General features: G+C 60.3%; 12 protein-coding genes and 4 tRNA genes. 10 read left to right on the top strand and 6 right to left on the bottom strand.

Going from position 1 to position 14,578, the window contains the following annotated elements:
• Positions 1-7: 7 nt before the first annotated feature.
• Positions 8-733 carry a 3-deoxy-D-manno-octulosonic acid kinase gene (locus LG30_RS0111635; RefSeq protein WP_033130874.1) on the bottom strand — a complete coding sequence of 242 codons (726 nt, stop codon included), beginning with the start codon at positions 731-733 and terminating at the stop codon, positions 8-10.
• Between the two features lie 144 nt (positions 734-877).
• On the opposite strand from LG30_RS0111635, the gene LG30_RS0111630 reads away from it, so the two are divergent.
• The 7 genes from LG30_RS0111630 to LG30_RS0111600 all read left to right on the top strand — a co-directional run bounded on the left by LG30_RS0111630 (position 878) and on the right by LG30_RS0111600 (position 8,259).
• Positions 878-1,960 carry a glycosyltransferase family 9 protein gene (locus LG30_RS0111630; protein ID WP_033130895.1) on the top strand — a complete coding sequence of 361 codons (1,083 nt, stop codon included), beginning with the start codon at positions 878-880 and terminating at the stop codon, positions 1,958-1,960.
• Between the two features lie 269 nt (positions 1,961-2,229).
• On the top strand, positions 2,230-2,856 hold the full coding sequence (gene gmk / locus LG30_RS0111625; protein WP_033130873.1) for a guanylate kinase: 627 nt from the start codon (positions 2,230-2,232) through the stop codon (positions 2,854-2,856).
• Positions 2,857-2,934: 78 nt separating this feature from the next.
• A complete protein-coding gene (rpoZ, locus tag LG30_RS0111620; RefSeq protein WP_033130872.1) occupies positions 2,935-3,210 on the top strand; it encodes a DNA-directed RNA polymerase subunit omega in 276 nt (91 codons plus the stop codon).
• Positions 3,211-3,340: 130 nt separating this feature from the next.
• Positions 3,341-5,458, top strand: a complete 2,118-nt coding sequence (gene spoT / locus LG30_RS0111615) for a bifunctional GTP diphosphokinase/guanosine-3',5'-bis pyrophosphate 3'-pyrophosphohydrolase (protein ID WP_033130871.1) — start codon at positions 3,341-3,343, stop codon at positions 5,456-5,458.
• A 124-nt stretch (positions 5,459-5,582) separates the two neighbouring features.
• Positions 5,583-6,329, top strand: a complete 747-nt coding sequence (trmH, locus tag LG30_RS0111610; RefSeq protein WP_033130870.1) for a tRNA (guanosine(18)-2'-O)-methyltransferase TrmH — start codon at positions 5,583-5,585, stop codon at positions 6,327-6,329.
• Positions 6,319-7,359, top strand: a complete 1,041-nt coding sequence (locus tag LG30_RS0111605; RefSeq protein ID WP_033130869.1) for an alpha/beta fold hydrolase — start codon at positions 6,319-6,321, stop codon at positions 7,357-7,359. Before trmH ends, LG30_RS0111605 begins: the two co-directional genes overlap by 11 nt.
• 96 nt (positions 7,360-7,455) lie before the next feature.
• The gene (locus LG30_RS0111600) at positions 7,456-8,259 is read left to right on the top strand and encodes a Cof-type HAD-IIB family hydrolase (RefSeq protein ID WP_033130894.1); all 804 of its coding nucleotides are present in this window, start codon (positions 7,456-7,458) and stop codon (positions 8,257-8,259) included.
• 113 nt (positions 8,260-8,372) lie between these two features.
• Here LG30_RS0111600 and LG30_RS0111595 read toward each other — a convergent pair whose 3' ends face one another.
• The 5 genes from LG30_RS0111595 to LG30_RS0111575 all read right to left on the bottom strand — a co-directional run bounded on the left by LG30_RS0111595 (position 8,373) and on the right by LG30_RS0111575 (position 9,519).
• Positions 8,373-8,891 (bottom strand): ricin-type beta-trefoil lectin domain protein, encoded by a 519-nt coding sequence (locus tag LG30_RS0111595; RefSeq protein ID WP_033130868.1) that lies wholly within the window; start codon positions 8,889-8,891, stop codon positions 8,373-8,375.
• 169 nt (positions 8,892-9,060) lie between these two features.
• A tRNA-Pro gene (locus tag LG30_RS0111590) sits at positions 9,061-9,137 on the bottom strand.
• 62 nt (positions 9,138-9,199) lie between these two features.
• Positions 9,200-9,285: transfer RNA gene (locus LG30_RS0111585), tRNA-Leu, on the bottom strand.
• Positions 9,286-9,316: 31 nt separating this feature from the next.
• Positions 9,317-9,392, bottom strand: a tRNA-His gene (locus tag LG30_RS0111580).
• Between the two features lie 50 nt (positions 9,393-9,442).
• Positions 9,443-9,519, bottom strand: a tRNA-Arg gene (locus LG30_RS0111575).
• 254 nt (positions 9,520-9,773) lie between these two features.
• Between LG30_RS0111575 and LG30_RS0111570 the strand changes: the two genes are divergently transcribed.
• From LG30_RS0111570 to LG30_RS0111560, 3 genes are read left to right on the top strand one after another with little or no spacing between them, the layout of a single operon-like run.
• Positions 9,774-10,364, top strand: a complete 591-nt coding sequence (locus LG30_RS0111570) for a TetR/AcrR family transcriptional regulator (RefSeq protein ID WP_033130867.1) — start codon at positions 9,774-9,776, stop codon at positions 10,362-10,364.
• Positions 10,361-11,467: an efflux RND transporter periplasmic adaptor subunit gene (locus LG30_RS0111565; RefSeq protein WP_033130866.1), complete on the top strand. Its 1,107-nt coding sequence runs from the start codon at positions 10,361-10,363 to the stop codon at positions 11,465-11,467. The genes LG30_RS0111570 and LG30_RS0111565 overlap by 4 nt, the downstream gene beginning before the upstream one ends.
• A gap of 15 nt (positions 11,468-11,482) precedes the next feature.
• Positions 11,483-14,563, top strand: a complete 3,081-nt coding sequence (locus LG30_RS0111560) for a multidrug efflux RND transporter permease subunit (protein ID WP_033130865.1) — start codon at positions 11,483-11,485, stop codon at positions 14,561-14,563.
• Positions 14,564-14,578 lie beyond the last annotated feature (15 nt).

The following is a 14,578-nucleotide window of genomic DNA, read 5'->3' as shown; positions in this document are numbered from 1 at the left end:
AACAAGCTCAGCCTGCTTTTCCGCCCGTGGTGCCCTGATATCCCGCCATCAGCGCCTGCCAGTTTTCCGGCACGAAGTGAAAACTGGTATGCAGTTGGGACTCCTTGGTGAAGGAGCGCAGCAACCGCTCAAGGTTGGCCTGCTGCCAGCTACCGGGGGAGCGGATGGCCCCCTTGTCGAAATCGATCACCCAGACCTTGCCGTCTTTGTCGAGCAACAGGTTGTGGCTATTGAGATCGGCGTGATAGACGCCGGCATCGTGCAGTTGGCGCACCGTCTGGCCGACCCTGTGCCACACCTCGCCGGCGATGCTGCCTTGCTTGAGCAGCGCCACCAGATCCTTGGCGCCGCGGATGCGCTCGATCAGGATATCGGCGCGATAGAAGGGACCCTGCTTGACCATACGCGCCGCAAACGGGCGCGGCACCGGCAGCCCCTGCTCGCTCAGCCTGGCCAGCAGGCTGAACTCGACCATGGCACGGCTGGTCTCCACCCCTTCAAACCAGAAACGATCCCGCACCAGCTTGCCCACCATGCCACCACGGTAGTAGTGGCGCAGCACCAGGTGGCGCGACTCATCCTTCACAAACCAGGTCACCCCGCGACCGATGGCGGAACCCACCACCTGGCGATGGGTCTGCCACCAGGCCGGATCGAACAATTCGGGGGAAGGGTCGCGGAAGGCCCCTTCGGCATACCAGCAGATCTGGTTATGGACGGTCTGTGTCAACATCTGAAGATTCCGGTCGATAGTTGGGCGCAATGCATCAATCCATGGAGAATGTGCCGGTCAGGCATGCCAGCGGGTGCGATTTTACAATCCACAAGGGAGTTTGCATAATGCCATCCATCCATTCTGCCACCATTGCGCCACATCATGCCGCTGTTCCAAACGCCACCTTCTTCTATCTGCATCCTGCGGCTCTCCGCCATCGGGGATTGCTGCCATGCGCTGGCGCTGGTGCGCGTCATTCAGCGGGAGTGGCCAGAGACTCGCATCACCTGGATCACCGGCAAGATTGAAGCGACACTTTTTGCCGACCTGCCCGGAGTCGAGGTCATTGCCTTCGACAAGAGCAAGGGCTGGCGCGGTTATCGCGCGCTGTGGCAGACCCTCAAGGGCCGCCGGTTCGACGCCCTGCTGCACCTGCAGGCCGCCCTGCGGGCCAGCATCGCCACTCTCGGCATCAAGGCCGGCGTCAAACTCGGCTTCGATAAAGAACGCGCCAGCGACGGTCAGTGGTTATTCACCAACCATCGCGTGCCCTCGCCCGCCTCCCCCCATGTGCTCGACGGTTTTCTCGCCTTCGCCAAAGAGCTCGGCATCCGGGATCTGACGCCGGACTGGCAGTTGCCCATAGGCACGGAACAGCGCGACTGGGCCCGGCAGAAGGTGGGCGGCAAGCCCACCCTGCTCATCTGCGCCGCCGCCAGCAAGGCGTTCAAGAACTGGACCGCCGCCGGTTATGCCGCCCTGGCGGATCACGCCGCCGGCAAGGGTTTTCAGGTCTATCTCTGTGGCGGTCCGGCCAAACTGGAGCGGGATCTCGCCGCCGACATCCAGCGGCTGAGCCAGAGCAGGCCGGTGGATCTGGTGGGCCAGACCAACCTCAAGCAACTGCTGGCACTGATCGCCGAGGCCAGCCTGGTGCTGGCACCGGACACGGGGCCCACCCACATGGCGACCCTGGTGGGAACTCCGGTCATCGGCCTCTACGCCCACCACAATCCGGCGCGCACCGGCCCCTATCTGTGCCGCGACTATGCGGTCAGCGTCTATCAGGAACTCATCGAGCAGGAGACCGGCAAGCCGCTGGCACAGCTCGACTGGCGCACCCGCCTCAAGGATCCTGACGCCATGAGCAAGATAACGAGCGAGCGGGTGATCGCCGCCTTCGATCGGATCTGCGCCCAGCATCGACTGCCTGGCGGTGAAAAACTCGGAAATTCCGAATCCTGAGGCTGGGATAACCTGCTGGCCCATCTCCCACGCCAGAGGCAGAATAGTGACCTGTGGGTGACGCTCCCGCAGCAAGCTACGAATACTTTGATCGGCTGGAATATGATTCCGGCCGTTTTTTTATCCGCCACCATCTGCTAAAATTCGCCGCCTTTAGATCCCTCTGATTCTGATTTTTCCGTGTTTTGCGAGCGACTGTCTCCCTTATCGGGCACAAGACGGCGGCCTCTGCTACAACCAAAACACTGTCATCGCTTAAAGGTACAGACATGGCGCAACAAGGCACTCTCTACATCATCTCCTCCCCTAGCGGGGCGGGTAAGTCCAGCCTGATCAATGCCTTGCTGACCAAGCATAACGATGCTGGCAAGATGCAACTGTCGGTCTCCCACACTACCCGCGCCATGCGCCCAGGGGAAGAGAATGGGGTGCACTACCACTTCGTGCAGGTAGAAGAGTTCAAGGCGCTGATCGCGCGCGGCGACTTTCTGGAGTGGGCCGAGGTCTTCGGCAACTACTATGGCACCTCCCGCGCCGCCATCGAGGCCTGTCTGGCCCAAGGCATCGACGTCTTCCTCGACATCGACTGGCAGGGTGCTCGCCAGATCCGCGAGCAGATGCCGACCAAGTCCATCTTCATCCTGCCCCCCAGCCGCGCCGAGCTGCAGCAACGCCTGATCGGACGCGGCCAGGACAGTGCCGAGGTGATCAAAGGGCGAATGGAGAAAGCCATTGCCGAAATGGTGCACTACGACGAGTATGACTATGTCATCATCAACGAAGACTTTGAGCAGGCGCTGTTCCAGCTCAGGGCCATCATCGAGTGCCAGCGGCTGGCATTGCATCAGCAACAGCAGGCCCAACAAAACTTGCTGCAACAGTTGCTGGCAGAATAGTCCAAAAACAAGTAAACTTTTGCGTCATTTTTAAACACCGCTTTTTTCAACACAGAAAGCCCAAACACTGGAGTCCTCATGGCACGCGTTACTGTAGAAGATGCTGTAAAACAGGTAGGTAACCGTTTTGATCTGGTGCTGGTCGCCGCGCGCCGCGCCCGTCAAATCGCGGTACAAGGCAAAGATCCCTTGGTCGACCCAGAGAACGACAAGCCGACCGTGATCGCCCTGCGCGAGATCGAGATGGGTCTGGTGAACAATCAAGTGATGGATACCCAGGACCGCTACGAGCAGCAAGAGCAGGAAGCCGCCGAGCTGGCTGCCGTTGCTGCCATCGCTGAAGGCCGCGGTTAAGTTATTTTTCCGGTTGGCACCCGCCCGGGTGCCGACTGTTCTCCCCATTTACAACCGCTCGAAAACCTCGCAAACTCGGAGACATACCCTCAATTCCACGAATTGCTGTTTCGCCACTGCGGGGACTGTCTTGTATTTATTTGAAAATCTTAAAGAAATAGCCAATTCCTACCTGCCTTCCGAGCAGGTCGAGAAGCTCAGGCAAGCCTATGTGGTGGCCCGTGATGCTCACCAGGGACAGATGCGTTCCAGCGGCGAGCCCTATATCACCCACCCCGTTGCCGTGGCCCGGATCCTGGGCGACATGCGCCTCGACCACGAAACCCTGATGGCCGCCGTGCTGCACGACGTCATCGAAGACACCCCCGTCACCAAAGACGATCTGGCCGAACTGTTTGGCAACGCCGTTGCCGAGCTGGTATCGGGCGTCTCCAAGCTCGACAAGCTGAAGTTTCGCGATCGCAAGGAAGCCCAGGCCGAAAACTTCCGCAAGATGATGATGGCCATGACCCAGGACATCCGGGTCATCCTGATCAAGCTCGCCGACCGCACCCACAACATGCGCACGCTGGGCTCACTTCGGCCGGACAAGCGTCGCCGCATCGCCCGCGAGACGCTGGAAATCTTCGCCCCCATCGCCAACCGTCTCGGCATCCACACCATGAAGAACGAGCTGGAAGAGCTTGGCTTCGAGGCGCTCTACCCCATGCGCTCCCGGGTGCTGCGGGAATCGGTGCGCCGCGCCCGTGGCAATCGCCGCGAGATCATCGACTCCATCCAGAGCGAGATTGAGGGCCGGCTGCGGGAGGCCGGCATCGACTCTCAGGTGAGCGGGCGCGAGAAGAATTTATTCTCCATTTACAACAAAATGGAGAAGAAAGAACTGCAATTCCACGAAGTGATGGATATCTACGCCTTTCGCGTGAGGGTAAAGGACATAGATACCTGTTACCGGGTGCTGGGCCAGATGCACAGCCTCTACAAGCCACGTCCCGGCCGCTTCAAGGACTATATCGCCATCCCCAAGAGCAACGGCTACCAGTCGCTGCACACCTCCCTGGTGGGGCCGCACGGGGTGCCGGTCGAGGTGCAGATCCGCACCGAATTCATGGATCAGATGGCCGACAAGGGGGTTGCCGCCCACTGGGCCTACAAGCAGGATGGCGACAGCTCGGGCACCACGGCCCAGATCCGCGCTCAGCGCTGGATGCAGAGCCTGCTGGAGCTGCAACAGAGCGCCGGCAGCTCGTTCGAATTCATCGAAGGGGTCAAGACCGACCTCTTCCCTGACGAGATCTACGTCTTCACCCCGGAGGGCCGCATCATGGAGCTGCCCGCCGGCGCCACCCCGGTGGACTTCGCCTACACGGTGCACACCGACATCGGTCACGCCTGTGTCGGCTCAAGGGTCGACCGTCACCCCTACCCGCTCAGCAGCCCGCTGCATTCGGGTCAGACGGTGGAGATCATCACGGCCCCCGGCGCCCGCCCGAACGCGGCCTGGCTCAATTTCGTGGTGACCACCAAGGCGCGCTCCAAGATCCGCCAGTTCCTCAAGAACCTGCGTACCGAAGAGTCGGTGGTGCTGGGTCGCCGCCTGCTCAACCATGCGCTCGGTGCCAAGAACATCGAAGACATCCCCGAACCGCGCATCAAGCAGGTGCTGGCCGACACCAAGCACGAGAATCTGCAGGGCCTGCTGGCCGACGTGGGCCTCGGCAACGCCATGAGCGTCATGGTGGCGCGCCGCATGCTGGGGGATGAACTGCCGCCGGAAGAGCAGCCCAAGTCCACCGGCAAGAAGATGCCGATCAAGGGGGCCGACGGCATGCTGGTCACCTTCGCCAACTGCTGCCGCCCGATCCCGGGGGACGCCATCATCGCCCACATCAGCCCGGGCAAGGGCCTGGTGATCCACCAGGAGTCCTGCCGCAACATCAGGGGCTACAGCCGCGAACCGGACAAGTACCTGCCGGTGCAGTGGGAGGTGGACAAGGAGCAGGAGCAGGAATTCCGCACCGGCATCAGCATCGAGATCATCAACCATCAGGGAGCGCTGGCGGAGCTGGCCAACGTGATCGCGGCCACCGGCGCCAACATTCACGCCATCAGTACCGAGGAGAAGGATGGCCGGGTCTATCTGGTCACCCTGCTCATCACCACCAAGAGCCGTATCCACCTTGCCAACATCATGCGCAAGATCCGGGTGATGCCCAACGTGCTCAGAGTGAGCCGACAGAAGAACTGAACACAGGCGGCGCAAGCCGCCTGTTGCTTTTACAGAGACAACCCGTGGCTCCCGAGCGCGTAAGCCGCCTATCCGGCATGCTGACCATTCTGGCCAGCTGGAGCCCCACTGCATAGAAACTGATATGACACCTGAACGCTTTAAACGGATTTCCGACATGCTGGCCATGCGCCAGCTCGACCTGACCGTCTGCATGGAAGAGGTCCACAAGCCTCACAACCTGGCCGCCATAGTGCGCACCGCCGACGCCATCGGCATCCATCGCGTGCACGCGGTCTGGCCCAAGACCTCCATCCACCCCCGCAAGGGCACCGCCCGTGGCAGCCAGAACTGGGTAGATGTGAAGCTGCACCCGGACATAGGTACCGCGGTCAGCAAGCTGAAAGCCAGCGGCATGCAGATCCTGGCGACCCACCTCTCCGAGAGTTCGGTGGACTTTCGTGCCATCGACTACACCAAGCCCACCGCCATCCTGGTGGGCCAGGAGAAGCACGGCATAGGGGAAGAGGCGCTGGCGCTGGCCGATCATCATATCGTCATCCCCATGGTGGGCATGGTGCAGTCCCTCAACGTCTCGGTGGCCGCCGCCGCCATCCTGTACGAGGCCCAGCGCCAGCGCGAGCTGGCGGGCTGCTACCAGCGCGGTTGCCCCCTAGATCTCGACGAGCAGAACAGCATCTTGTTCGAGGGGGGCTATCCCATCTATGCCCAGCTCTGCAAAGAAAAAGAGATGCCCTACCCCCAGCTCGGCCCGGCGGGCGAGATCCTGGCGGACGAGGCCTGGTGGCAACGGATGCAGCTGACCCGCAAAGGCTGGGCCGCACAACAGGAAGACCCTATGGACATGGAGTATCCATCCGATGAAAGTTAACTGCCTGCCCTTGCTGGCCCTGACCCTGTTTTCTGCCGGAGCCCTCGCCGTGGACAATCCCTATCAGCTCACCATGGAAGCCGAGGTCCCCTCTCTTCATCAGCAGACCCTGCCCGACTTCTGGCGCGACCACGCGGTAGAAGGGGAGTTCAAGGGCAAGGGCGGGGTGAGCATCCGCTACGCCGCCCTGCGCCAGGCCAAGGTGGACAGAGCCATCCTCATCGTCAACGGCCGGGTCGAGAGCTACCTCAAGTATCAAGAGCTGGCCTGGGATCTGTGGCGTCAGGGCTACAGCCTCTATCTCATCGATCATCGCGGCCAGGGGCTGTCCGGCCGCATGCTGGCGGATCCGGAGAGGGGCTATGTCGCCGACTTCGACGACTATGTGCTGGATCTGAAGCAGTTCCACGACGAGGTCATAGTCGCGGACCAACCCGCCAAGCTGTTCCTGCTGGCCCACTCCATGGGGGGTGCCATCTCGGCACGCTATCTGGAACGCTGGCCGGATGACATCAAGGCGGCCGTGCTCTCCTCCCCCATGCTGGGCATCAACCTCGGCGGCCTGCCCAAGTGGCTGGCCAAGGGGCTGGCGGTCACCATGGATACGGTCGGCAGCTGGTGGGGCGAGCCCCCCTACGGGCCGGGACAGGGGGGCTATGTCTCCCACGATTTCGCCGACAACGGTCTGAGTCACAGCGAGCCCCGCTATCAGGCATTCCGCCAGCTCTATGAACAGCAGCCGCAGATCAAGCTGGGCGGCGTCACCGCCCACTGGATCCGCGAGGGCATCAAGGCCGGGGATGCCGCCATCGCCGAGGCAGACAGGATCAAGACGCCGCTGCTGCTGATACAGGCGGGGGATGACGGCATCGTCGACAACCTGGCCCAGGACGAGTTCTGCACCAGGGCACGTTGTGAAGGGGGCAAGCCGCTGCGGATCGAGGGGGGCTGGCACGAGCTGTTTATCGAGGCGGATACCCAGCGCCTTCCCGCACTGACCGCGACCCTGGCGTTCTTCGCTCGTTTCTAGCGCCGATACTGGCTATTTTTTGGATCCCTAAATAAATGGGGTGAGGTCAGACGCTGGGGTACACTGCCCCGGCATTCCATTCATGCCGAGGTAATGATGTTCAAGGTAGTTGTATCCGATCTCGATGGCACCCTGCTCAACAAGCAGCACCAGATCTCCCCCCGCACCCGTGACACCCTGCACCGCCTGGTCGATCAGGGGATCAAGTTCGTGGTGGCCACCGGTCGCCATCATGTGGACGTGCGCGGCATCCGCGATGCGCTCGGACTCGATATCTATCTCATCACCTCCAACGGCGCCGTGGTGCACGACAAGCAGGATCGGCTGATCTTCAATCAGGCGCTGCCCGCTTCGGTGGCGGCCGAGCTGATCACCCTGGAACGGGATCCCTCCATCCACCTCAACGTCTACTACGGCGACGAGTGGCTGGTGGAGGAAGAGATGCCCAAGATGCTGCAATTCCACGAAGAGTCCGGCTTCGCCTACCGCCTGACCGACCTCGCCACTCACCCGATGGACAAGATCAACAAGGTGTTCTACATCGGCGATCACGAGAAACTGCTCGAGATCGAGACCCGGCTCAACCAGCAATATGGTGATCGGCTCAACGTCACCTTCTCCCTGCCGGACTGTCTCGAGGTGATGCACGGTGGCGTGCACAAGGGCAACGCCGTGCGCGCCGTGCTGGCCCAGAATGGACTGGAGATGTCCCAGGCAGTCGCCTTCGGCGATGGCATGAATGACTTCGAGATGCTGAGCATGGTGGGTCGCGGCGTGGTCATGGGCAACGCCCACGATCGCCTCAAGCTGGCTCTGCCTGAACATGAGCAGACCCTGAGCTCGGACGAGGATGGTGTCGCCGTCTATCTGGAGCAGCTGTTCGCCCCCAGCGTCGGCTGATCCCGTTCGTCTCCTCGCCAGAAATGCAAAAGGGTGGTCGCATGACCACCCTTTTCACATCCATTCATCGCATCTCTTCATCCAGAACGCCGGCCCTGCCGCGCTCGTCCTTTTCACCAGGCGAGGTTGGGCAGGGCTAGCCGATCCAGCAGGCTGGTGGCGGGCAGCCACTCGAAACTCTGGTTGGCGCCGCCGTAACACTCCGCCAGTCGCAACGGCGTGCCGGGCTGGTGACGACGCCCGGCCACATCCAGACAGAGCGAGACCTGCCGGTTGAACAGGCGATCCGCCTGCCATTGCCATTGATGGCTGTTATCCTGACAATCCGCCATGACGAGATCGTCGCTACCCCTGGCGATCAGGCAATGCTCCGACAGCTGCAAGGCACCGGCATCCCACTCGAACTGCTGGCGGGGGCTCCGGTCACAGGGCTGAGTCAGCAGACCGCCCTTCTCGCTCAAGGCCACGCAGAAGCCGCCATCGGTCACCAGGGCCGCCGAGGAGGGCGCTGTCGACTTGGGGGCCGCCCCCATCAGCAATGCCTCCGGCTTGGGTTGCAACGCACAACCGCCGAGGGTCATGATCACCAGCGCCAGAGTGCAGGCTTGAAAGAGCATAGGATGATGGTACATGTGACCTTGTGCCTGAAAGTGTTCGATGATGCCCACTACTTGGGAGTCTGGCACTCAGCATAACGAACTCGAGGCGAACAGGCGCCAACAGAAGTGTAAAAAGACGTGACAGAGAGGGAGAGCAAATCGCAGAAAAGCAAAAACCCCGCCGAAGCGAGGTTTTCAAATGTGGTCGGTGATAAAGGATTCGAACCTTTGACCCTCTGGTCCCAAACCAGATGCGCTACCGGGCTGCGCTAATCACCGATGGGGTACTTCTTTTTCAAGAATCAAGATAACCAATGGTCACCTTCGTCATACAGCAAGTATGGTGCGAAGAGAGGGACTCGAACCCTCACACCCGGGGGGCACTAACACCTGAAGCTAGCGCGTCTACCAATTCCGCCACCTTCGCATACCTAACATGCCGCAAAACAACTGTAAAATGGGGTGGCTGATGGGGCTCGAACCCACGACAACCGGAATCACAATCCGGGACTCTACCAACTGAGCTACAGCCACCACAGCTGTTTTCGTTCCACAACACGCCCGCTTAACTGGCGCACGTTTTATGGTGCGCCCGACAGGATTCGAACCTGTGACCTCTGCCTCCGGAGGGCAGCGCTCTATCCAGCTGAGCTACGGGCGCTACGCTGTCGAACGGGGCGCATTATTGATGATGGCACCCACCTTGTCCACTCTTTTTTTATCACAATGAATCAACCGATTGTTTTTGCATCGCTTTGTACAGTTTTGTATCTCTTCTCCATGCTTTCGGCCTGAATCGTCCTCACTCGGCCCACTTCTGTGCCCTCATCTGGCAGAGTATCGATTCTCATCCTTGACTTGCTTGCTTCTCTACCTAGAATGAATGAACGTTCATTCATTGTGATCAGCAGAGTCATGGATAAAAAAGAGCGCATTTTCGAGGCGGCGCACGAGATCCTCGGCGAGCAGGGCTTCTATGGTCTCTCCGTTGCCGCGGTCGCCAAGCAAGCCAATGTGGCGGCAGGCACCATCTACCGCTACTTCAGCGACAAGGATGATCTGATCCGCCAACTTTATCTGCACACCATTCTGAAGTGTCATCCGCTGGTCATGGAGGATGTGCAGATAGAAGAGGTGTCATATCGGCAATTTCGACGCCTGTGGCTCAACATCGATGCCATCTTCACCCACCACCCCAATGCCCTCAAATGCAAATTGCAGTACGAAAGTTCTCCATTGGGGGCTGAATTGGAGCGGGATCCGGTCATAATGGCAACCTGGGCGCCACTTGAGCGCTTCTTCGAACGGGGACGCCAGCAAGGACTGTTTATCGATTTACCCGTCCTGGTGCTGCAGGCGCTGAGTCTGGATTGCGTGACCAACCTGGCACAACAACGCCGGGTTCACGATTTTGTATTGACGCAAGAACAGTTGGAGACGGTGATCCGGGCCAGCTGGAATGCCATTTTAAACCCTAATATTTCCACCACAGGAGCCTGTTCATGAAAAAGTGGATGGCCATCATGCTGCTGATAGCACTCGCCTTGTTTGGCAGTGTCATCGGCTTCAATATGTTCAAACAGAAGAAGATCGCAGAGTTCATGGCCAATCGACCAGAGCCTGAGTTCCCGGTCACCGCCATGGTGACCAAGGCGCAAGACTGGGTTCCGACCATAGATGCCATCGGCTTCATCGAGCCCAAGCAAGGGGTCACTCTCTCCAGTGAACTGGCGGGCACCATCGACAAGATCAGCTTCGAATCCGGCACCCAGGTCAAGGCGGATCAGCTGCTGCTGAGCCTGGACTCCAGCGTGGAAAAAGCCAACCTGCAATCGTCCCAGGCCAGACTGCCGGCGGCGCGGGCCAAGTTTGAGCGCTATCAGAACCTGTACCAGAAGAACTCCATCTCCCGGGATCAACTGGATGACGCCGAAGCCAGCTACCGCTCCTTGGAAGCGGATATCGAGAGCCTGAAGGCCACCATAGCCCGTCGCGAAGTGCGTGCTCCCTTCGGTGGTGTGGTCGGCCTGCGCAACGTCTTCCTCGGTCAATACCTGGAACCGGGTACCGAGATAGTGCGACTGGAAGACACCAGCGTGATGCGCCTGCGCTTCACCGTGCCCCAGACCGACATCTCCAAGATTGCCCTGCACCAGACCATCAAGATCAACGTGGATGCCTATCCCAATACCCAGTTTGACGGGCATATCACCGCCATCGAGCCGGCCGTCAACTATCAGAGCGGCCTGATCCAGGTGCAGGCTGACATCCCGAACAACGAGGGCCAGCTCCGCTCCGGCATGTTTGCCCGTGCCAGCATCATACTGCCCACGGTGAAGGATCAGATCGTGATCCCGCAATCCGCCATCTCCTTCACCCTGTACGGCGAGAACGTCTATGTCATCCACGAGGCGGACGGCGTGAAACGTGCCAAGCAGGTGGTGGTCAAGGCGGGTGAGCGTCGTGGCAATGACGTCCATGTGCTGTCTGGCCTCAAGGCCGGCGATGAAATCGTGCTGTCGGGTCAGGTTCGCCTGAGTAACGATACCAAGGTGCGCGTAGTCGAAAACGATGCCCTTGCCGTTCCGGCACAAACCCCGATGCTGTAAGCGCGGAGATCTGTGATGCGATTTACTGACATATTCATAAAAAGGCCCGTGCTGGCGATCTCGCTCAGCTTCCTGATAGCCCTGCTGGGCTTCCAGGCCATCTTCAAGATGCAGGTGCGGGAATACCCTGAAGTCATCAACACGGTGATCACGGTCAACACCAGCTACTACGGTGCCAGTGCTGACCTGATCCAGGGCTTCATCACCCAACCCCTTGAGCAGGCGGTCGCGCAAGCCGACAACATCGACTTCATGACCTCTTCCAGCCAGCTGGGCAGCTCCACCGTCACCGCGTACATGAAGCTGAACACCGACCCCAACGCAGCCCTGGCCGATATCCTGGCCAAGGTCAACTCGGTGCGCTCCCAGTTGCCCAAGGAGGCGGAAGACCCCTCGGTCACCTCCTCCACCGGTTCGACCACGGCGGTGCTCTACATGGGCTTCACCAGCCCTGAGCTGAATTCCAGCCAGATCACCGACTACCTGGAGCGGGTCATCAAGCCCCAGCTGTTCACCGTGGGTGGGGTCTCCAAGATCGACATCTACGGCGGGGTCGAGTTTGCCCTGCGGGTGTGGCTGGATCCGGCCAAGATGGCGGCCTTCGACCTGACCTCCAGCGACGTGATGACGGTGCTCAACAGCAACAACTATCAGTCTGCTACCGGCCAGGCGACCGGCTACTTCACCCTGTTCAACGGCAATGCCGAAACCCAGGTCAGCAACACCGGTGAGCTCAAGCGGCTGGTGGTGGCGACCCGGGATGGCAAGGTGATCCGCCTCTCCGACATCGCCAAGGTGACGCTGGAGAAGAGCCACGACATCTACCGTGCCAGCGCCAACGGCAAGGAAGCGGTGGTGCTTGCGGTCAACGCGGCGCCGACCGCCAACCCCATCACCATCGCCCACGATGTGATGGAGCTGCTGCCGAGCCTGAAGAGCAACATGCCGAGTACCCTGCAGACCAACGTGCTGTATGACTCCACCATTGCCATCAACGAATCCATCAACGAGGTTATCAAGACCATACTGGAAGCGGCCGCCATCGTACTGGTGGTGATCACCCTGTTCCTCGGCTCCTTCCGGGCTGTCATCATCCCCATCATCACCATACCGCTGAGCCTCATCGGCGTGGTGATGATGATGGATCTGTTCGGTTTCTCCATCAACCTGATGACCCTGCTGGCCATGGTGCTGGCGATCGGTCTGGTGGTGGATGACGCCATCGTCGTGTTGGAGAACGTCGATCGTCACATCAAGGAAGGGGAAGAACCGTTCCGGGCGGCCATCATAGGCACCCGCGAGATCGCCGTGCCGGTCATCGCCATGACGGTCACCCTGGCCGCGGTGTATGCGCCTATCGCCCTGATGGGGGGCATCACCGGCTCCCTGTTCAAGGAGTTCGCGCTGACCCTGGCGGGAGCGGTATTCGTCTCCGGCATCATAGCCCTGACCCTGTCGCCCATGATGTGCGCCAAGATGCTCAAGGCCAATGAGCAGCCGAACAAGTTCGAGAGCACTGTGCACCACCTGCTGGATCGGATGACGAATCGCTACGACCGCATGCTGCACGCCGTGATGCAGCACCGCATCGTGGTGGTGCTGTTCGCCGTCATCGTGTTCGGCAGCCTGCCGCTGTTGTTCAAGTTCATCCCGAGCGAGCTGGCCCCGTCCGAGGATAAGGGCGTTATGGCCGTGCTGGGGACGGCACCCTCCAATGCCAACCTGGACTACATCGAAAACACTATGGCGGACGTGAACAAGATCCTGGATAAGCAGCCCGAGATCGCGTATTCCCAGGTCTTCTCCGGGGTGTTCAACGCCAACCAGGCCTTCGGCATCGCCTCCATGGTGCCCTGGAGCGAGCGTGAAGCGAGCCAGAAAGAGGTGCTGGATAGGGTTGCCGGTCTGGTGAAGGACATCCCAGGTATGGCCATCACCACCTTCCAGTTCCCCGAGCTGCCGGGTGCCTCGAGCGGCCTGCCCATCCAGTTCGTCATCACCACCCCGAACAGCTTCGAGAGCCTGTTCCTGATCGCCGGTGAGATGCTGACGGCCACCCAGGCCAACGGCCAGTTCGTCTATTCGGATCTCGATCTGAACTACGACTCGGCCACCATGAAGATCAAGATCGACAAGGACAAGGCGGGTGCCTACGGCATCACCATGCAGGACATAGGCGTCACCATGGGCACCATGATGGCGGATGGCTACGTCAACCGGATCGATCTGGATGGCCGCTCCTACGAGGTGATCCCGCAGGTGGAGCGTAAATTCCGTATGAACCCTGAATCTATGAAGGGCTATTACGTGCGCGCCGCCGATGGCAAGTCGATCCCGCTCGGCAGCCTGATCAGCATCGAAGTGGTGGGCGAGCCCCGTGCCCTGCCCCACTTCAACCAGCTGAACTCGGCGACCATAGGCGCAGTTCCTGCTCCGGGTGTCGCCATGGGTGATGCGATCAACTGGTTCAAGGCCACCGCAGAAGAGAAGCTGCCGCAAGGCTATCGCTACGACTTCATGGGGGAAGCCCGCCAGTTCGTGACCGAAGGCAACGCCCTGTACGCTACCTTCGCCCTGGCCCTTGCCATCATCTTCCTGGTGCTGGCGATCCAGTTTGAATCCGTGCGTGACCCCCTGGTCATCATGGTCTCGGTCCCGCTCGCCATCAGCGGTGCCTTGATCGCGCTGGCCTGGGGAATGGCCACCATGAACATCTACTCCCAGGTGGGCCTCATCACCCTCGTTGGTTTGATTACCAAGCACGGAATCCTGATCTGTGAGGTGGCGAAGGAGGAGCAGCTGCTGCACGGTCTGAACCGGATGCAGGCGGTGATGCAAGCCGCCAAGGTGCGACTGCGCCCGATCCTGATGACCACGGCGGCCATGATTGCGGGCCTCATTCCGCTGCTCTATGCCGCGGGTGCAGGCGCTGCCCAGCGCTTCAGCATCGGTATCGTCATAGTGGCGGGTCTGGCCATCGGCACCCTGTTCACCCTGTTCGTGCTGCCGGTGATCTACACCTACCTGGCCTCCGAGCATAAACCGCTGCCGGAATTCGATGAATCCATTCCGGCCAAGGCGAAAGGGAATCATTAATCCCTGGAGAGAACA

Source organism: Aeromonas aquatica (genome assembly GCF_000764655.1).
Lineage (GTDB): Bacteria > Pseudomonadota > Gammaproteobacteria > Enterobacterales > Aeromonadaceae > Aeromonas > Aeromonas aquatica.
The sequence above is the reverse complement of the archived record's forward strand: the minus strand, read 5'-3'. Positions and strand labels throughout refer to the sequence as shown.